The 19907-nt window shown below is 63.2% G+C and carries 13 protein-coding genes; 6 read left to right on the forward strand and 7 right to left on the reverse strand.

Annotated features, from left to right (window positions below):
• Window positions 1-28 precede the first annotated feature (28 nt).
• The gene (gene tssH / locus ACZ0BA_RS07000) at window positions 29-2710 is read left to right on the forward strand and encodes a type VI secretion system ATPase TssH (protein ID WP_463450603.1); all 2682 of its coding nucleotides are present in this window, start codon (window positions 29-31) and stop codon (window positions 2708-2710) included.
• A gap of 80 nt (window positions 2711-2790) precedes the next feature.
• Here the strand turns inward: tssH and tssA are convergent, their stop codons facing one another.
• Genes tssA through ACZ0BA_RS07035 form a run of 7 tightly spaced genes read right to left on the reverse strand, consistent with a single transcriptional unit; the run spans window position 2791 to window position 12291 of the window.
• Window positions 2791-3855: a type VI secretion system protein TssA gene (gene tssA, locus ACZ0BA_RS07005; protein ID WP_463450604.1), complete on the reverse strand. Its 1065-nt coding sequence runs from the start codon at window positions 3853-3855 to the stop codon at window positions 2791-2793.
• Window positions 3856-3896: 41 nt separating this feature from the next.
• Window positions 3897-4694 (reverse strand): OmpA family protein, encoded by a 798-nt coding sequence (locus ACZ0BA_RS07010; RefSeq protein ID WP_463450605.1) that lies wholly within the window; start codon window positions 4692-4694, stop codon window positions 3897-3899.
• Window positions 4695-4696: 2 nt separating this feature from the next.
• Window positions 4697-5680, reverse strand: a complete 984-nt coding sequence (gene tagF / locus ACZ0BA_RS07015; RefSeq protein WP_463450606.1) for a type VI secretion system-associated protein TagF — start codon at window positions 5678-5680, stop codon at window positions 4697-4699.
• The gene (gene tssM / locus ACZ0BA_RS07020; RefSeq protein ID WP_463454718.1) at window positions 5677-9624 is read right to left on the reverse strand and encodes a type VI secretion system membrane subunit TssM; all 3948 of its coding nucleotides are present in this window, start codon (window positions 9622-9624) and stop codon (window positions 5677-5679) included. The genes tagF and tssM overlap by 4 nt, the downstream gene beginning before the upstream one ends.
• A 48-nt stretch (window positions 9625-9672) precedes the next feature.
• Entirely contained in the window at window positions 9673-11103 is a 1431-nt protein-coding gene (locus ACZ0BA_RS07025; protein ID WP_463450607.1) for a hypothetical protein, read from the reverse strand.
• A gap of 36 nt (window positions 11104-11139) precedes the next feature.
• Window positions 11140-11409: a PAAR domain-containing protein gene (locus ACZ0BA_RS07030; RefSeq protein ID WP_463450608.1), complete on the reverse strand. Its 270-nt coding sequence runs from the start codon at window positions 11407-11409 to the stop codon at window positions 11140-11142.
• 9 nt (window positions 11410-11418) lie between these two features.
• Window positions 11419-12291 carry a M15 family metallopeptidase gene (locus ACZ0BA_RS07035; protein ID WP_463450609.1) on the reverse strand — a complete coding sequence of 291 codons (873 nt, stop codon included), beginning with the start codon at window positions 12289-12291 and terminating at the stop codon, window positions 11419-11421.
• Between the two features lie 412 nt (window positions 12292-12703).
• Here ACZ0BA_RS07035 and ACZ0BA_RS07040 point away from each other — a divergent pair, with 412 nt between their 5' ends.
• The 5 genes from ACZ0BA_RS07040 (at window position 12704) to ACZ0BA_RS07060 (ending at window position 19777) form a co-directional block, all read left to right on the forward strand.
• Window positions 12704-13303 carry a hypothetical protein gene (locus tag ACZ0BA_RS07040; protein WP_463450610.1) on the forward strand — a complete coding sequence of 200 codons (600 nt, stop codon included), beginning with the start codon at window positions 12704-12706 and terminating at the stop codon, window positions 13301-13303.
• Window positions 13300-16158 (forward strand): type VI secretion system Vgr family protein, encoded by a 2859-nt coding sequence (locus ACZ0BA_RS07045; protein ID WP_463450611.1) that lies wholly within the window; start codon window positions 13300-13302, stop codon window positions 16156-16158. The genes ACZ0BA_RS07040 and ACZ0BA_RS07045 overlap by 4 nt, the downstream gene beginning before the upstream one ends.
• Window positions 16159-16378: 220 nt before the next feature.
• A complete protein-coding gene (locus ACZ0BA_RS07050) occupies window positions 16379-17263 on the forward strand; it encodes a DUF4123 domain-containing protein (RefSeq protein WP_463450612.1) in 885 nt (294 codons plus the stop codon).
• Window positions 17260-17739 carry a hypothetical protein gene (locus tag ACZ0BA_RS07055; protein ID WP_463450613.1) on the forward strand — a complete coding sequence of 160 codons (480 nt, stop codon included), beginning with the start codon at window positions 17260-17262 and terminating at the stop codon, window positions 17737-17739. Before ACZ0BA_RS07050 ends, ACZ0BA_RS07055 begins: the two co-directional genes overlap by 4 nt.
• On the forward strand, window positions 17729-19777 hold the full coding sequence (locus tag ACZ0BA_RS07060; protein ID WP_463450614.1) for a T6SS phospholipase effector Tle1-like catalytic domain-containing protein: 2049 nt from the start codon (window positions 17729-17731) through the stop codon (window positions 19775-19777). Before ACZ0BA_RS07055 ends, ACZ0BA_RS07060 begins: the two co-directional genes overlap by 11 nt.
• The last annotated feature ends 130 nt before the right edge of the window (window positions 19778-19907 follow it).

Raw genomic sequence — 19907 nt, forward strand, 5'->3', positions numbered from 1 at the left:
CATTTAATCGAACAAGGAAAACCGCGCTATGAGCATTAATCTGAAGACGCTGATCGGCAAGCTGAACGAGACCAGCCGTACCGCCGCCACGCGCGCGGCCAGCATTTGCGTGGGCCTGGGCCAATTCGAGGTTGACCTCGAACACCTGTTCCTGGCTTTGCTGGAGCAGCCCAAGAGCGACTTCGTCATCATCGCCCGCAAGAGCGGCATCAGCATCCCGATGCTGGAAGCGGATCTGCAGACCGAAGTGTCGCGCCTCAAGGCCGGCAACACGCGCACGCCGGTGTTTTCCGAGCGCCTGCCGAAGCTGTTTGAACACGCCTGGCTGATCGCCTCGCTCGACATACAGGCCGGACGCCAGAGCACCATCCGCAGCGGACACCTGCTGCAGGCGCTGCTGACCGACAGCGAACTGGCGCAGCTGGCCTATCGCGGCTCCAAGCTGTTTAATAAATTCAATGTCGACGAGATCAAGCACAAGCTCGACTATCTGACCGAGGGCTCGCAGGAAGCGGTGGCGGCCGGCGAGGACGTGCCGACCGGCGAACAGGACGCCGGTGGCGACCCGGTCGGCGAGTTGGCCGGCAAAGCCGCCTCGAAGACGCCCGCGCTGGACCAGTTCACCACCAACCTGACGCAGCGCGCGCGCGACGGCAAGGTCGATCCGGTAATCGGGCGCGACATGGAAATCCGCCAGGCGATCGACATCCTGATGCGCCGCCGCCAGAACAACCCGATCCTCACCGGCGAGGCCGGCGTCGGCAAGACCGCCGTGGTCGAGGGCCTGGCGCTGCGCATTTCGCAGGACGACGTGCCTGATATCCTCAAGGGCGTGGAGATCCACACGCTGGACATGGGCCTGCTGCAAGCGGGCGCCAGCGTCAAAGGCGAGTTCGAGAACCGTTTGAAGAACGTCATCGACGAGGTCAAGAAAAGTCCGCACGCCATCATCCTGTTCATCGACGAGGCGCACACGATGATCGGCGCCGGCGGCACGGCCGGCCAGAACGACGCGGCCAACCTGTTGAAACCGGCGCTGGCGCGCGGCGAGCTGCGCACCATCGCGGCCACCACTTGGGGCGAGTACAAGAAATACTTTGAAAAAGACGCCGCGCTGGCGCGCCGATTCCAAGTCGTCAAGATCGAGGAGCCGAGCGAGGAACTGGCTTGCGCCATGTTGCGCGGCATGGCGCCGCTGATGGAAAAGCACTTCAACGTGCGCGTGTACGACGAGGCGATCACCGAGGCGGTACGCCTGTCGCACCGCTACATCATGGGACGCCAGCTGCCCGACAAGGCCATCAGCGTGCTCGATACCGCCTGCGCGAAAGTGGCGCTGGGCCAGAACGCGACCCCGGCCCTGATCGAGAACCTGGTCAAAAAGCTGGACCGCATCGACGCCGAGATCGCCTCGCTGGCGCGTGAGGAAAGTGGCGGCGGCAGCCACGCGGCGCGCCTGACCGAACTGCGCTCGGAGCGCGCCAAGGCCAGCGACGAGCACGGCACGTTGGCCGCGCGCTGGGAGCTGGAGAAGGGACTGACCGAGAAGATCAAGGCAGCGCGTTTGGAACTGGAGACAGCCGGAGCTGGTGCTGGCGACGGCAAGGCGCCGGCCAAGAACGCGGCGGCCGGTGTGCAGGCGCTGATCAAGGAACTGAAAGCATTGCAGGGCGAGGCGCCGATGGTGCCGGTGCAGGTCGACGGCCACGTGGTGGCCGAGATCGTGGCCGGCTGGACCGGCATCCCGCTGGGCAAGATGGTCAAGGACGAGATCAAGACCGTGCTTAAGCTCAATGAGATGCTGGAAGAGCGCGTGCTGGGTCAACCGCATGCGATCGAAGCGGTGGCGCAGCGCGTGCGCACCTCGCGCGCCAATCTGGACGATCCGAATAAACCGAAGGGCGTGTTCCTGTTTGTTGGCCCATCCGGTATCGGCAAGACCGAAACCGCGCTGGCGCTGGCCGATGTGCTGTACGGCGGCGAGCGTAAGCTGATCACGATCAACATGAGCGAATACCAAGAGGCGCACAGCGTGTCGGGCCTGAAGGGCTCGCCGCCGGGCTATGTGGGCTACGGGGAAGGCGGCGTGCTGACCGAAGCCGTGCGCCGCAATCCGTACAGCGTGGTGCTGCTCGACGAGGTCGAGAAGGCGCATCCGGACGTGATGGAGCTGTTCTTCCAGGTGTTCGACAAAGGTGTGATGGACGACGCCGAGGGCCGCGAGATCGACTTCAAGAACACCATCATCATCTTGACGTCGAACGTGGCGTCGAGCACGATGATGCAGGCCTGCCTGAACAAGGAGCCGAAGGATATGCCAACGCCGGAGCAGCTGGAGCAGACCATCCGTCCGCATCTGATGAAGGTGTTCAAGCCGGCCTTCCTGGGACGCTTGAAGGTGATTCCGTACTATCCGATCGCGGATGACGTGCTGGTCAAGATCATCGAGCTCAAGCTGGGCAAGATCGCGCGTCGCATAGCTGAGAACCACAAGGCGGAGTTGACGTACGACGAGGCGCTGGTGGAAGCGGTGCTGGCGCGTTGCACCGAGGTGGATTCGGGCGCGCGTAATGTCGACAACATCCTGAATGGCAGCTTGTTGCCGGAAGTCGCCGAATCGGTGTTGGCCAAGATGGCGGAGGGCAGCACGATCTCCAAAATCAAGGTCAGCGCGGACAAGAAGGGGCAGTTCAAGTACACCATCAAGTAATGTAAACGGGGCCAAATCGGCCCCGTTTTTCCATGCTTTGATGTTCGGCGCGGCTCCGGTCTGGACGCGCCGACGCGACTTTATTCTGCGGGTTTGACACCCAGTAACTCTTCGATGTGCGCCATCGAACCCGGGTCCTTGACCACCGACTTCAGCCAATCGTGCAGCGACTGCTCGCCGGCATCGGCCGCCTTGTCGGCGAAATACGATACCGGGCTATGCGGCTCCGTGCGGCGGAAGAAGGCCGCCACCGCCCGCAACTGCGCCAGAGCCTGCGCCCGCGTCTGGATCGCACCTGGTGGACCGGACGGCGCGGGAGCGGCCACCTGGCCACCTTCCTGCGTGAAATCGACAGCCGCCGATCCCACATAGCCGTTATTCGCCAATTCCGTCTCCGCCACGCCACCGCCGGCAGCAGGCGCCGGCATCATGCGCTGCAAGGATTGCAGCGCCTCGCGCGCGGTCGAGAAGCCCGGGCTGTCCGGCCCCAGCCGCTCGTCGGCGACCACTTCCAGTTCCTTCAATGCATCCAGACACATTTGCGCATCGGCCGCGAACGCCGTGACAAACTGCGCCGAATTATTTCTGCGCGCCGTTTCCATCTCTGCCAGCTTGGCGCCCGGATTGCCGGACGAGCTGTTGTTATTGGTCGCGGTGGCCAGCTTGCGCGCCGTTTCGAAATCGATCGTCGAGTACGCGTTGCCGCGGCCTTCGGTCAGCGGGATTTCCCGCAGCAGCGCCGGCACCCGTCCCAGTATCCAGCTCAGGTTGCCGATGCGCTGGTCGTGATCGTCGCCGTCGGACTCGGGATACAAACCCTGGTCCCAGAAGTCACGGCACAAGCCGGCCAATACCTTGAAACCTTCGCCCAAACCCCGCAGGCCGACCGTCTTGGCGCCGGCCTCGGTCAACCACACGGCCAGGCGCAAGTCCTTGCTCTTTTCCTGCAACAAGGCGGCGCAGCGGCGCACGACGAAGTCCCAGTCGGCCTCCTTCAACTCGGTTACCCATTCGCCCTGGTCGAGCGACGGATCGTCGAAACGGCGCGCTTGGGCGATGGCGTCCAGGTCCGGCGCGAACGACAGGTCTTGGCCGCTGGGCGCGCCAGGACTGATCGGGGCAAGCAATTGTTCTGCTGAAAACATACGTTACCTTTGAATGTGGTGAGCCATCTTGTAGCCCATTGTTACTGGGCGATGCGGAACTCGATGCGGCGGTTGCGGGCGCGACCGTCCGGCGTGTCGTTGCTGGCGATCGGCCGGTCCGAACCCTGGCCCGATGCGGTCAGCATGTCGCCGTTGAGGCCCTTGCCGGTCAGATAGGTCTTGACCGCTTCGGCGCGCGCCTGGCTCAAGTTCTGGTTGCTGGCCTTCAGGCCCTGGTTGTCGGTGTGGCCGATGATTTCCACCTTGCGCCCTTGCAGCTTTTGCATTGCCGCGCCCATCTGGTCGAGGATGGCCTGGCCGACCGGCGTCAACGTCGCCTTGCCGCTTTCAAATTCGACGATGCGGTTGCCCAGCGTGTTGTCGAGGATGTTCTGCTCGGCGGCCGACACGCGCAGGCCGTTGTTGACCACATAGGTCGGATTGAGGCTGGTGGCGAAGTCGCTGGCGATTTTTTGCCGCTGCGCCTCGTTGGCCACCTCGCCGCGCACGCTGACGGTGCTGCCGTCGATCTTGAGCTGGCCCCGGCTGATCTGCTTGAGGTTGGGCGTGATCAGTTTTTGCACGTAGGCGTTCCAGTTGGCCGGCTGCGCCACCTGGCCGACGGCGATCTGGTCGACCACCTTGTCGGCGCCGTAGACTTCGCGCAGGCGCGCCAGCACGCCGGCCTTGGTGGCTTCGTCGGGCACGGTGCCGCTGGCCAGCACCTGACCGGGCTGGGGCGTGGCGGCCGCCGGCACCGCCTGCGCGGCAGCCATGCCGGAAATCCCGGCCAGGGCGGCGGTGAGACTAATAGATACAGCTGTCCGGATAAAACGCATGATCAGGTTCCGATAAAGGCCGCGCGCACGGAGTCGCAGGCCGATTTGAGTGAAAGGTTGGGCTGGGCCAGATAGGTCGAGACCTTTTTGATCGCGTAGTCGGCGTCGACCTGTTCCTCGACCCAGTCGAGTTCGTCAAAGGCGATGTGGTGTTCGAGGCCGGCCTGCGGGTCCATGATGGCTTGCAGGGTCAGCGCCGAGGCGCCGCTAAAGCCCAGCACCAGCGCCGGACGGCCGCCCAGGCGGGTGGTGAACAGCGACAGCTCGAAGTCGGCGCGCATCAGGAACGGTGTGATCAGGTGCATCCAGAACGCGCCGACCAGGTTGCGGTACATCGGATCGGCCGGCAGCGGCAACACCAGGCTTTTTTCCAGGCGGCTAGAGCTGCTGGCCATGACCGGCTGCAGCAGCAGGCCAAGCGCGAGCAGCACTTGCCGCACCGAACCGGGGAAGCCGGTCTGCGCCAGCATGGCGTCCAGCCCGCCGACCGTTTGCAGGTCGAGGAAGTCGGTGAAGGCCGCCTCGTAGGCGGCGCTGCGCAGGTCCAGCTCGATGATGCTGGCGGCGGCGGCCTGCAGCGCGCCGGCCGGCTCCGGCGCGGCAAGCACGCCGGCGCTGAGCGATTCGAGGCGGTTCCACAGGCGCGACAGCACCAGCGGGCTGTTGGGCACGAAGCCGGACGGGTCTTCCACGTCCATCGTGCTCATCATGAGGAACGGGAAGCGCCGTTTCGACTGGTCGCTGCTGGCAACGATGTGGCCGGCGATGGCGCGACCACGGCGCGGGCCGATGAAGGCAAAATGCAGCGGCGCGAGCGCATCGTAGGTCAGCTTCCAGCGGGTGTCTGCGCTCAGCAAGTCCATCGCCTGGGCCAGCCAGGCGTCAAGGATGTTGATCAGGGCCGGATTCTCGCTGGCCTTGACGAAGTCCCCCCGGCTGGGAATCTTGCCGAAGTAACCGATGGAGATCGGGGTGGCACGGCTCATGGCTGGCTCCTTGGTGCGGCCGGCGCCGCCGCCGGCGCGGCTGCCGCCGGTGCTGCGGCTGGGGCCGGGGCGACAGGTGCTGCGGCTGCGGCGACCGGCGCCGGCGCGGTGATGATTTCCGGCAGGCGCATGCGGCGGAAGCCTGCGGCGGAACCCGGTTGCGGCGCGGGCGCTGGCGCCGGCTGCGTGGTGCCAACGATCTTCAGGTTGGCGCGCACGACGACGTTGCTGTTCTCCCAGCTCAGCTCGAACACGCCGGTATCCTTGCGGGTGCGCTTGGCGGCGTCGATCATCTTCTTCAGGCCGAAGTGGCCCGGCTCGTTAAGCAGCACAACGGTGCGGCCCTCCGGCGTAATGGCGGTGATGCGCGAGCCGGGCGTGCCTTGCGGATTCGGCCACACCATGTGCACGAACGGCTGCGGCTGGCCGCGCCAGCGCAGCGCCTGGCCATCGATCTCGATGGTGAACTCGGTGGCGCCGGTCGCGCCCAGCGCCTGGACGTCGAAGCGCGTCTGCGACTCGGACGCGCCGGCCTGGGCGGCCACGCCGCCGGCCGACAATGGCGCCACCCAGCTTGGGAAGCTGTTGACCACGCCGGGCGCCAGGTTGATGCCCATATTGGCCCAGGTCTTGGCGCTGAGGGTGTCGCCACGGCGCACCACCAACGGTCCGATGGTGGTGTTGAAGTACTTGGCGATGGCGCCGTCCGGCCCGAACATCTGGCCGATCTCGGCGTCGGTCGCTTCCTGCTTCGATTCCGGCGCGAACGGGTACTTGAGCGCCAGGCTGCGGTTGAACGGTTCAAGCACCTGCGCGGTCCAGACCTTGTTGATCTCGGTCTCGGTCGGACGCACGATAACCGCGAAGGTCTGCATCAGCGGACGCACCAGCAGCGGACGGATGGCCTGGCGTTGCTGGTCGGTCATGCCCACCAGCATTTGCTCGTCGACGTATTTGAGCGCTTCGGCCAGCTCGGAGCCGGCGCCGTCCAGCGTCTGCTGCATGAACTGTTTGGCGCCCGGTCCGGTATCGCCCTGGTTCTTGATCTGGTTGAAGCGGCCGCGCAACTTGGACAGCGCGTCCATGTAGCCACCCATCAGCGTCGCGCCCTTGTCCTTGCTGACGACCAGCTTGGCAACGCCGGAGAACTCGCGTCCAACCGGGCCCATCGGGATAGGCGCGGCGCCTGGAGCGGCGCTGGTGTTGATGTTGACGTCGATGCCGGACGGCTTCTGGCGCAGGATGGTTTGCTTGAACCACTCGACCACGCCGCGCTGGGCGCGCTGCAGGCCGGCGTCGATCAGCGACGGGTTGTCCCACGAGGTTTGTTCGTAGACGGTCTTGATCAGCTTGTCGATCGGCGACGCTTGCGGATCGCCCAGGCGGTTCATCGCGCTGGCGGCCTGGTCGAAGCCGTTCAGTTCGCGGATGCTGACGCCCTGGATGAACTTCTGCCATTCCTTGGCGTAGTCGTTTTTGTACAGCTCGACAAGCGCCTTCTGGATCTGTTCCGGGCTGCCTTCCAGGGTCAAATCGTCTTTGGCGGCGGTTTTCAGCACCCAGTCCGAGCTCTGCAGCTCGCGGTTGGCGGCGTCGCGGAAGGCTTCCTGGATGAACTTGTCCCATGCCTCGCGCGTGAACGTACCCGGAATGGCGTAGCTGCCAACCACCAGTTCCTTGTCCTGCTCGCCGACAATGCGGGCCACCGTCATCGACGGGAAGCGGGTGGCGGCGCGCGCCTTGACGTCGGCGTACACGCGTTCGCGCGCCGGCAGGCCGCGCACCACTTTGCGCAGGTTGTCGCGGCTCTGGTCGACCAGGGCCAGCTTCGGTTCGATGGTCGGCCACGACGGGTCGCTCATCTGGCTCAGGTAGAACGAGATCATGCGCTCGGCGCTGCGGATCATTTGCTCGCGCGGCATGGTGCCGCGGTTGCTGTCGAGCCATACGCGCCAGAAGCGGGTCAGCTGGTCGTTCAGGTGGCTGGCCTCGGCGCGGGATTTGTCGGTCAGCATCAGATAGGTCTTGAGTGCGTTGTAGGCGTCCTCGACGTTCGCCGGGTTGGCGTCCTTGAATTGCAGCGCACCGAAATTGACGGCGGCCGCTGGCGACAGCGCGACGGTGCCGGGCAACGCGCCCGGGGCGGCGCCAGGAGCGACGGCAGGCAGGACCGCGCCCGCTGCCGGAGTGGCACCGGCGGCGCCAGCCACCGGCGCGGTGGCGGCGGCGTTGATGGCGCCCGATTGCGGCGGACGCGACATCGGTTCCAGCTTGTCGGCGCCGCTGTTGACTTCGCCCAGGAAGGCTTCGATCGATTGGCCGACCGGTTTCAGCATCACTTCCTTCAGGCCGGAGAAGTATTCCTCCCGCAGCTTGCGCTCCAGGAACTCGCCCTGGTAGAGGCCCAGGCTGAGCGACAGCGGACGGTCGGTCCGATAGGATTCCAGCTGCTCGATGCGGTCTTGCAGGATTTCCAGCGCCTCGAAGCGCGAGGCCAGGTCCAGGCGTTTTTCCTGCACCTTGACCGCTTGCGCCAGATCGGCCTGGACGTTGTTGACCAGCTGGCGGTTGGCCAGGTAGGACCAGCTCCAGCCGCCCAGCGCCAGGCCGACCAGCGCCATGGCGCCGAAGAAGGTGGCGTAGCGCATGCGGGTCTTGGCCGGGCTGGCGTACTGCGCCACCAGATCCTTGTCGGCGAAAATCACCTTGCGGAACAGGTTGAGCAGGAAGTAGCCGTGCTGGTCGTGCACCTCGGACTGCGCCGTCGGCAGCATCTGCAGGTCGAAGCGGTGGGCGACGCGCTCGGACGAAGCCGAAACGGATTCGCCTTCCTGCAACGCGCTGGTGAAGTAGAAGCCGCGGAACACCGGCTTGAACTGGAACGGATTTTCTTCGAACAGTGTGGCGATGAAGGTGCGCAGCGGCCCCTTGATCGAGCTGAATTCCAGCGGGAAGGTGAACACGCCTGGCGGCATGCGTTCGCGCCACTGCAGGGCCATGTTGGCCAGGCTCAGGTCCTTGAGGCCGTCGTACAGCTCGTCGAAGCGCTGGTCGAACTGCTCCAGCACGTCCTGCTTGGAGCTGGTCTGGCTATAGGGCAGGGTGGCGCCCCATACTTTATCGCGCTCGCCGCGTTCGGCGTCCTGGAAGAATTCGTTAAAACCGGTGATCAAGTCGGCCTTGGTGAACACCACGTAGACCGGCGCGTGCACTTCGAGCTTTTCGGTGAGTTCCTGGACGCGCTGGCGCAGGTTCTTGGCCAGGTTGATGGCGAACTCGGGACGGCTGCCGGTCAGCTCGGCAACGCTGACGGCGATGATGATGCCGTTGATCGGCGCGCGCTTGCGGTATTTCTTCAGCAGGCCGAGGAAGCCGAGCCATTCTCCACGGTCCTCTTCACCGACCGAGTAGCGGCCGGCGGTGTCGAGCAGGATGCCGTCGGTGGTGAAGAACCAGTCGCAATTGCGGGTGCCGCCCACGCCCTGGACGATCTTGCTGTCGGCGAAGGGGAACTGCAAGCCCGAACTGGCGATGGCGGTGCTCTTGCCGGCGGCCGGATTGCCGATCACCATGTACCACGGCAGCTCATACAGCGCGGCGTCGCCCGATAGCTGGCCCAGCTTGGAGGTCTTGATGGTGCCGATGGCGTCCATCATGCGCTTGCGCAGCGCCTCGTTCTCTTCGCGCTGGGCGGCGTCCGCCTTGGAGGCGCCGGTTTGCTGCTCGAGCATGCCGCCAAAGGCGGCGCCGGAGCGCTGGCGGCGGTAGCGCTTGAACAGCCAGACGGCGCCGTACAGCAGCAGCGCGGCCAATAGCACGATCAATACCCATTTAAAGGAAATCTCGAACACGGCGGCGGCGATCAGCAGCGCGGCGGCAAAGGCCGCGAAGCCGATCACGGCCAGGCTGAAACGAGCGGTGAGAAAGTGCCAGAATCGTTGCATCATAGTGGGGCTAAAGGGCTAAGGCGTACATGGGTTGAGTAAAAGGGTTCATGCCGTGGTCGTCTCTGTCGGGGCGGCTTGCGCCGTCAGCAGTACGGCGCCACGGTGGAAAGGATCGAGATTGGTCACGCACAGCGCCGGGCCATGGCCGTCCCTGACCTGCTGCTGCGCCAGCACCAGCGCGGCGATGGTCGAGACGGCGCCGGCGTCGCCGCAGCCGGCGGCGACGGACAGCACCTGGCTGCCCAGATCGAGTTCGGGCAGGGTGGCGCTGGCCATGCCGAGCAGTTCTGTCATGCGGCTGACGCGCTGGTCGCTGTCGGCGGTCAGCACGGCGATGTCGGCGGCGTTCACGCCGGCCTTGGCGATCGCCTGCGTCGCCAGCTCTGCCAGCAGGCCGGTGTCGCCGCGCGGCTTGAGGTCGGCCGAGGCGGCGCGCAGCGCGCTGCTGGCGGGATAGAGCAGCGCGGCGTCGGCGGCATCGAACATCGCGCCCTGGGCGGCGTCCGCCAGCAACAGGCCGGCCGCGCCTTCTCCCGGGATGCGTCCTTGTGGATGGTTGCTGCCGAACAGGATAAATTGGTCGGCCCAGTCCTGCACGCTGGCCGTGCCGATGCGCGAGCCGCACGCCAGCACCAGGCACAGCAACGGTTGCTCCTCCTGCCGCGCCTGGGCGCTCAGTTGCCGGATCAACTGCAGCGCCGGCTGGGCGTGGGCGGCCAGCAGCGGCGCCGCCAGACGGGCTTCAGGCCAGCCGTGGCGGGCCACGATGTAGCGCAGCCAACCGGACGCGGCGGCCCGCTCGGCGTCTGACCACTCGGCCGGCAGCAGGGTTATGACATGCAGGGCGGGCAGCGGCGGCAATGGTTTGCCGTCGGCCACCGCGTCCAGGTAGGAAGGCAGGTTCGGGTGGGGGCCGAGTTGGGACGCCAGGTCGATGGCGACGGCGCTGCCAAGTGCCAACGCGCGCCATTGTTCGTCGGTGAAGTTGGTATCCGGATGATGCGCGGCCAGCCAGTCGGCCATGAGGTCTTGCTGGGCGGCGACGTCAACGTCGTCGACCCGGCCGCTGAGGATCGGGTAGCCGCTCTCGTCGACCAGTTCCGGATCGAGGCCAAGGTGGGCCTTGCGCGACAACAGGGCGTCGGCCAGACGTGTGGCGCTGTCGCCATGTGGCATGCGCAGCGCGCCGGCCAGTACGGTCAGCGCGGCGACAGGCGCCGCCACCGGGACGGGTTGCGTCGCGTTCTGCTCGTTGGTGGCGGCAGCGGCGGCACTGGCCGACGCGGCGCCGGCGGCCAGCAGCTTGCGTCCGCCCCACACCAGCAGCAACAGCAGCAGCGGCAACAGCAACAGATAGATCACCAGATCGTCCGTGCCCGGCATGCGCCGCGTCTCGCGCCAATACCACACCGCGCCCAGCCAGCAGGCGGCGAAGGTGGCGGCGACGATCAGGCTACGACTGAGCCAGGGGCGCATCAGCGGCGCCCGTCCATTTGAATACTTTGCATGCGTCTAGACCTGGTCCGTGGTGGCTTGCTGGCTGGCGATCAGGCTGGCGCCGCAACTGGTTTTGTCGCCGTCACGCGCGACCGGCATACCGTCGACAATCATGGTCGAATCGCCGCTGACGATCACGCCGGGCGTGTGGCCGGGAATCGGGCACACCACCATGTCACCCACGCGCGCGATCGGAACGCCGCCGCTGTCGCTTAATAGCGAGGCGCTCACCACCACGCCGCCGTGCGACGTTTTGTCTCCCAACCGTATCACCGGACCAGCCATCTTGTCTCCCTAACCTTTTCGTTTCATCACGCCGGGCACGCGCAACTCGGTGTGCCCGAAGTCCATCATTTTCCAGCGGCCGCCCCACGTCAGGCCGACCGATTCGGCCACCTGGCCGTACAGTTCGTATCCGCGCATCGCCCACGGATCTTTTTCCGAGATCACTAGCTTGCCGTCGCGCAGGAAGGCGCAATCGGCGGCCAGGCCATACTGGTGCCAGCTCTGGAAGGCGGCGGCATTGGTGACGTTGCTGCCCATGCCAGCCAACATATTCTGGCGCTCCGGACTGCGGTAACCCTCCAGGATGGCCATATCATAACCGTGCTGCTCTTTCATGATCTTAAATACCATTAACAAGCGCTGGGTATATTCCTGGTCCATCAGAGTCCAGTTACGGCTGGCCGAGACCAGCATCGGGCGCTCGCGTTCGATTTCAGCCGTGGCAAACACGGTCGGCGGCAGCGCCACCGGCGGCACCAGCTCTTCGCCCTGCAGCAATCCCGCCACCTGAGTGTTGACCTCGCGCGTCGAAACGTCGTAGGCGCCCAACATGTTCTTGCCGCTCGCCAGGAAAGCCAAGGTGGGCGGCAAGCTGAGCAGAGCGAGTCCGGCCAGGCACAGCAGGTAATGACGTTTCGCGAACGCAACCAGGCCCTGGGTCGAGGCCGCGCCGGACTGGCGCAACACCTCGACGCCTGCGGTCTGCCGGCGTTTCATGCCGGCGAAACGCCGCTGCAGCGCCGACTCGGCTTGCGCGGCCCGTAGCAGCACATACGCGCGCCCGGCCGGAAACAGCACCAGCCAGCTGATCAGGCAAGCCAGCAGAAAATAGAGCACCACCGCCAGTAAAAACACGAAAACCTCGACCCTTACAACATTCATCGGCGCCTTGTGGCGGCCACTTTTTGTACTTTCTTTACTGCTAGATTAATTATTGCTTGAGAGTATATCTTACTAGTCTGATAATGGCATGACTATTCGCTTCAATTGTGCGCATGTTACATACCGGTTCAGTTAACGTTCTAACACGCGTCGCATTGTCGTTGAATATAGTAAAGTATTGCAATAACAGACAGGAGTTCGTATTTTGCAACGAAAAGATGAGAGTCCCAAGCCCTCCCGGCCAAGTTTATTGACCCCGGCGCAACAAGAGGAGGCGGACCGCAACCGCATATTGTCCACGCTCGAGTCGGGCAGCAGCGCTGGCAAGCCAGTCGCCAAGCGCGGTCGGTCGCGCCTGATGTGGGTTGGAATGGTCGTGGCCTTGCTTGGGATCGCTGCCGTTGGTGTATTTGTGACGCGCGAGACTGCCAACAACGAGGTAATGACGTCCGTCGCCGCTGCCAGCAAGGATCTGCCGCCTGCGTCAGCGCCCGCTGCGGTGCCTGCGGCTCCCGCCGAAGTGTCGGCCGACGAGGTGCTGGCGTCCGCCGCGCCGGCGGCTGTCATCAATGAGGACCGCGCCGCCCAGCAGGCGCCCGACAAGCAGGAAAGCCTGAGCGAAATGCTCAACGCCGGCGGACAGCCTGCAGCCAAGCCTAGCCACGATGTGCTCAGCAAAGCGCTGGAGACGCCGTCGGCTGCGGCGACGCCCGCCAAGAGCGCGGCCAAGCCGGTTCCGAAACCAAAGCCAAAGCCAGCGGTCAAGGAAGCCAAGAAGGCGCCAAGCGAACCGGCCACAACGCCTGAGCAGGAAAGCGATATCGCTTTGCTGTCGGCACTGGTGGCGCATGCCCAAGCCGCCGACAAAGCCGAGGCGAGCAAGAAACCCAAGCTCAGCGTCAAAGAACAACTGGCCCAGTGCAAAAAATTCGGTAAGACCAAGGCTGCCGAATGCCGCGAGCGCATTTGCGAAGGCCGTACCAAAACCGGCGATTGCAAGGTGGCGCGATGAGTTTTTCGTTGGTGGACCAGATTGTCGGCGCGCTGGCGGAGTTCACCAGCGTCACCCGGCTGTACGAACTCAGCTTCGGCGACGACGGCCCGGCGCTGATGGTCGAGGCGTTCTCCGCCGACGAGGGTCTGCAGGCGATCGGTGCTCGCGACATTATTGCGCTATCGACCGACGCGTTTATCGAACTGGCGCCGCTGTTGGGCAAACCGGCCACGCTGCAAACCAGCCTGGCGGACGGCACCCGAGCGCGCTTCAGCGGCTTGATCAGCGAAGCGGCAATGCTGGGCAGCTTCGGCGGCCTGGCGCGCTACCGCCTACGTCTAACGCCATGGTTGTGGCGCCTGAGCCAGGTGCGTAACAGCCGCGTATGGCAAGACAAGACGATGATAGAAATCGTCGAATCGGTGTTCCAGGAACACGCGCCGCTGGCCGTGTGGCGCTGGAGCGACGAGACGGCGCCGTTCATGGCGGCAGCCGGCGCGCGCAGCTATTGCTGCCAGTACCGCGAATCCGATTTCGACTTCATCACCCGGCTGCTGACCGAAGAGGGCCTGGCGTGGCGCTTCGAGGAAACCGACGACGGCCACACGATGGTGCTGTTCGCCAATAGCGTCGAACAGAGTGCAACGCCCGCGGACGCCAGCAGCGAAGCCGGTGGCGGCATTCGCTTTCACGGCGCGCGCGTGGGCGAATCGTCCGACACCATCCAGTCGCTGCGTGCCCACCGCAGCCTGCGAGCAGCGCTCAGCACGGTTCTCAGCTACGACTACAAGGCCAAGAGCGCCGTCAGCGCCAGCGTACCCACCAATCAGCCGGTCGGTGGCGCCAACGCGCCGATCCTGGAAAGCTACGACACGCCCGGCCAGTATTTCTTCGCCGACGGCGGACAGGCGCAGCGCTATGCGTTACTGCAAATGGAGGCCAACGAAGCGCGCCGCCATCTGTGGGATGGCCGCTCGACGGTGCGCACCTTACGTCCGGGTACCAGATTTACGCTAACGCAGGGGCCGTTGTCGCCGATTGGTGACGCGGACCCGGGTTATGTGGTGCTGCGCGTTGTCAGCGTCGGTGTGAACAACCTGCCGACGCCGGCAAAGCAGGGTCTGGAAGAACTGTTCGGCCCGATACCGGAATTGCTGGAGGAAGCGTTGCGTGAGCAGCCGGAGAACTTCGCCGCCGTCATCGCGCAGGCCGGAGACAGCGGCTACGCGAACCACTTCGAGGCGATCGCCGCCGACACGCCGTGGCGGCCGGTGGTGGGCGAGAACGGCTTGCGCCACCATCCAAAACCGACCGCGCACGGCAGCCAGAGCGCCATCGTGGTCGGCGTCGACGGCGGCAGCAGCGGCAACGGCGCCGACGAGATCTATTGTGACAAGCTGGGCCGGGTACGCATCCGCTACCACTGGCAGCAGGACGCCAGCGCCACCTGCTGGGTGCGCGTGGCGCAACGCTCGGCCGGTGGCGGCATGGGCAGCCAGTTCCTGCCGCGCATCGGCCAGGAAGTGCTGGTGCAATTCCTGGAAAACGACATCGACCGGCCGATCATCGTCGGCGCGCTGTACAACGGCCAAGGCGAGGGCGGACAAGCGCCCACGCCCGGCGGCAAGAGCGACCGCGACAGCGATACCGCAGTGTTTCAATCGGCGCATGACCATGGCGTCTCGGGGCAGGGTAACATCGCCGGCGGCAACAGCCCGCTGTGGCACGGCGCCGCCGCCGACACCGCCGGCCACCGCAACAGCGCCGCGCAATGGGGTATTCGCAGCAAGGAATTCGGCGGCGCCGGCTACAACCAGCTACTGTTCGACGACACCGACAACCAAGGGCGCATCCAGCTCAAGAGCAGCCACGCGGCCAGTGAACTGAACCTCGGCCACCTGATCCATTCGGCCGACAACTATCGCGGCAGCCTGCGCGGCACGGGCGCCGAGTTGCGCACCGACGGCTACGGCGCAGTGCGCGCCGGCGCCGGCTTGTTGGTCTCGAGCTACAAGATCACGCACGCGGCCGACGCGCGCGAGCCGGCCGGCGACAACGTTGCCGGCATGGCGTTGCTCAAGCAGGCCGTCAAGCTGGGTGAGACCTTCAGCGGCGCGGCCAAGACGCACGAGACGGTGGCGTACGCCAGCCATCTGGGCGCGGCCAAGGCCGACACCAGCAAGCTCGACGAGAAGGCCGCGCCGTTGAAGGCGATGCTGACCGCCGCCTCGGGCATGTTGAGCCAGGACAGCATCGAAGCGGCCCAGGCCGACGCGCCGGACAAGCCGATCGCGCCGGCCGACGACAAGCTGCCGCACACGAGCGGCGCCATCATCGCCATCGCCGCCAAGGCGGGACTGGGCGTTCTGGCCGGGCAGAATTTGCAAATGGCCAACGGCGAAACGATCACCTTGATGAGCGGGCAGGACACCCAGTTCGCCACAGGCGGGCAGATGCGCGTGCAAAGCGGCCAGGCCATTGGCATGCTGGGCGGGGCCGTCAAGGCTGGCGAGAACAACATGGGGCTGCAACTGATCGCGGCCAAGGATGCGATCGATTTGCAGGCGCAGGGCGACGTGCTCAACGTGCAGGCACGCGACGGCGTCAACATCGTCAGCGCCAACGCGCACATCGACTGGGCGGCGGCCAAGAGCATTAGTTTGTCGACGGCGGGCGGGGCGAATATCACCATCACTGGCGGCAACATCACGATCCAGTGCCCGGGCAAGATCACGATTCACGCGGCGAAGAAGAGTTTCTCCGGCGGCCAGGAGGTCAACTATAAGTTGCCTATTCTGCCGCAGTCGGTGTGTATCGAATGCCTGGCCAAGCGGGCAGCGCAGCGCACCGCGTTCATTAACAAGGGGTCGTAGGCGTGATCGAGGCATCCAAACGGCTTACCCGGCGCGTGCTATTGGGCGCGGCCGGTTGTCTATTATTGGTGTTCGGCGTCGGAAAGAAGAACGTTTCGGCGGGCGAGGGTGACAGCGTTGCCAAGCCCGCGCCCGCTCCCGCGCCACAGGAGCTGTGCATCGAATGTCTGGCCAAGCGTGCAAAGCAACGCACAGCCTTTATAAATAAGTGGGTGTAAGTATGGAAAAGTTCCAGCATATCGATGCGCTGGTTAAGGTGGCTTCAAATCATCCGCAGTGGAATTGGTACGCCATCGCTGACAGCGCGCAGAATAGTGACTTGCCGGGTGCGCTGACGGCAGCCGGCGGTGAGGTGAAATGTCTGCTAGGCGCTACGCAGGGCAGTCCGCTGGCGGAGAATTCCCCGCACCTAGTGGCCTTGCCGAGTCCCGCGCGTGGCGGAAGCCCGTGGGAGTGGATTGCTCGGATTGGCGTGCGGAAACCTTGTGTGACCGTAGTGGCGAGCCAGTTGGGGTTCGATACTTTATTTGCGCAGTTAAAACAGTTCACCGAAATCCGCTTGCCGGACGATACTGAAATGTTCTTTGCGTTTTGGGATCCTGCGATACTTGGCACCTTGATTGGGCAGAAGGACGACAGCACCCTTTTCGTTAAGGGACCCGTACTCGACGATGAGCAGCGTGCTCTGCTCTACGGAGGCGTGTCTGGATGGTGGTATTGGGACCGTGCTAGCGCGATGCATACCGTCTCGATTGAGGTCGAGATGCCTACGGTGCGACTGAGCAAACCGCTGAAGTTGCGGCAACATCAAGTGGATGAACTAGTTGAAGCAAGCATGCCCGACCATGTTTTGTACTATGTTGATTTGAACCAGCCACATTTGTTGCGCGACATACCGCCCGAGGCGCGCTATGGTCATGTAATGCGCGCGCTGAGCGGCGCGAGAGAGATTGGATTGGAAACCATGAAGGATCTGGTGAATTATGTCAGCGTGTCATTGATTTATGGCACGCGCTGGAATCAGGATAGCGTGATCGCTGGTGTGCTTGCGCGTGTGAAAGCTCGGCAGATAAGGTTCTCTGAAGCGATGGAGCTATTGCCATGAGTTCAGCAACCTTAAATGGCAGGCCGTTTAACCGCCGCGTGTTCATCGCGGCGCTAGGTTCGCTTTTTTTCATTAACGCTTGTGAGGCGAAATCGATGAAAGTTATTTTGAACGTCGTGCTGTTTAGCTATCTGGATCGGCCGATTTTCGCAGTTAAGATAGATGGGAAAGTTGGAGAGACCTCCGATTCCTACCCCAATACGGGGAAGGGTGTAATTGCTGGGGTCGAGTTTACCTTAGGTGAGAAAATAGTTACTTGGAAGCTCGATGGACCCAAAGGCGCGCCGCGCATTGGGGAAATCGTCACTAACAAAAATCATCTCGAACTGAATGAGATCGTTCAGGGTGCGCGCTACCTGGGGGTCCATATTTATCCAGACGACACGGTCGAACTCACGACGAGCGTGGGGCGCCCAGACTTCACTGCGCGCGGCCTGAGTGAGGTTGCCAAAACGGGTAAACATCATGGCGGATGATGCCGTGTTAGAGGCCAAGGCCTCGAACCGCGATGTCGCAGATGAGAAGTGCGGCCCGTTTCAGGACTGCCGCGAAGTGGTGCGACTGTCGGTCTTCTTTGACGGAACCGGTAACAACAGGGAGTTTGACGGCAAGGTCCAAAGTAAAAAAGGTGAAGTGGAACTAAATAAATGGAGCAATGTGGGCCGGCTGTATCAAGCCATGCTGGTTCACAGTAGCAAGCATATTTGGCCCATTTATATTTCCGGCGTTGGCACACCATTCAATGGTAAAGCGGCCAGCTGGATAGATTCAGCATTTATTTGGACAGAAGACGGCCTTCGTGGGATGGGCGCAGGTTCAGGCGGTTCGCGGCGGCTGGAGCTGGGCGATCAACTGGTCAGCGATGCGCTGGCCCAACAGCTGATTCGGAATGCACAGACGCTTGGTGCTGAGACCGCAAAATATGCAGCCAAGGGCACTAGCGAAAGCTTTGAAGAAATCAATGCGGTTTTGGGGAAATATCGGCTGATCAAAATGATCGACATGTCGTTTTTTGGTTTTTCTCGTGGAGCAGCCCTTGCCCGTGCGTTTTCCAACCGCGTTATCTCAAATTGCAAAAAAACCGAAGACGGACTGGTATTTCATGGTTATCCCTTAAGACAGAGTTTTCTTGGAGTTTTTGACACTGTTGCCTCATTTGGCATTCCTTCGAAGAATGCCACGCTTCCTTTCCAAGAACGTGACCTTATTGTATCGCCGCTAGTAGAACGTTGTGTTCACTATGTCGCTGCCCATGAGGTCCGGGTAGCTTTTCCTGTTGATTTGATAAGGAAGAACGGCAAACTCGCAGGCGAGTGGGTCGAGGATGTCTATCCCGGTGTTCACTCTGACGTCGGTGGCGGCTATAGTCCAATCGAGCAAGGCATCGACAACAATTACGCGCGTATCCCTATGCGTAATATGATGCGTGAAGCGATCATTAGTGGCGTGCGACTATTGTCCTATAACGAGATCGAAAAAACTCGTTACGGATTGTTCCAAGAAATGTATGAATGCCGTGAGACCACTGAAGATGCCTACAAGAGCTACATAGCGGCCTGCGGGCCAATGTCGGGTACCGTTGAGACGCAGATGAAGCGTCACTTGCAGGTGTTCTATAGCGCGAACGGAACGATGGCCAGGCGCGGAATAGAAACGCCGGGTGATCGCCGTCGCGATGACGATCCCTACAAAAAGATCGGACCGAAGGGGATGGCGTGGGAAGTGAAGAAATACCGGCTCGCCGCCAAGGTCGGTGGCTGGCTGCGTATTGCAGGGGCGGGAGTCAGAGGCTACGCCCAATACGTGAAGCCGCAAGATTGGCAGCTCAGCGCCTGGGACAAACCGGCCTCTGATGAAGTCGTTAATTTCGTTGCGCATTATATTCATGACTCGAAAGTTGACTTCATCGGTAACCTGATTGAGCCGTTCAGTTACTTTAAACCGCGCGGTGTCGATGAGTCGACTACGAACGTCTGGACCGAATGGGGCACATGGATGGGGGGCAAGCGTGACGCTGTGGTCAAAACCGTCGGTGATACCTACGAAGCCGGCAAGAAAGAGGTCGGAGAAGCCGTCGATACCACCACAAAGGCAGCCACTGACGCCGCCGACGCCGCGAAGCAAAAGGCCGAAGAAGCTGCTGCATATGCAAAGCACAAGGCGGAAGAGGCAGCCGCGTACGCACAGCGTAAAGCTGCCGAGGCAGCAAAGTACGCTTCTCAAAAGGCGGACGAGGCTGCCGCTGCCACCAAGCGTGCTTACGATGCCACTGCCAAGGCAGCGAATGATGCGGCCGAAGCGGCCCAGCACGAGGCCCATGAGGCCGCCGCATACGCGCGACGCAAAGCCCAGGCCGCAGCCGATGCAGTGGAGGGCGCGTATGACGCAACGACCAAGGCGGCTAAGGATGCTGCCGCCTCGGGTGCGAAAAAGATGGACGATATTGAGGATGGGGCGGAGAGGCTATATGACCGCGGTCTTAACTGGATCAAGCGCACCGTAAAAGGACATTGAGGATGCAATCGGTGGACCAGCCGTGGCCAACACAAGTAGGCTCGAATTGATTGTCTCATTTGAAATTCGCAGCCACGGGGACTTCATATTAGCCCAGATGAAACGGTTGAGTACTTGATAAGTATGGAAG

Source organism: Duganella sp. AC917 (assembly GCF_979258245.1).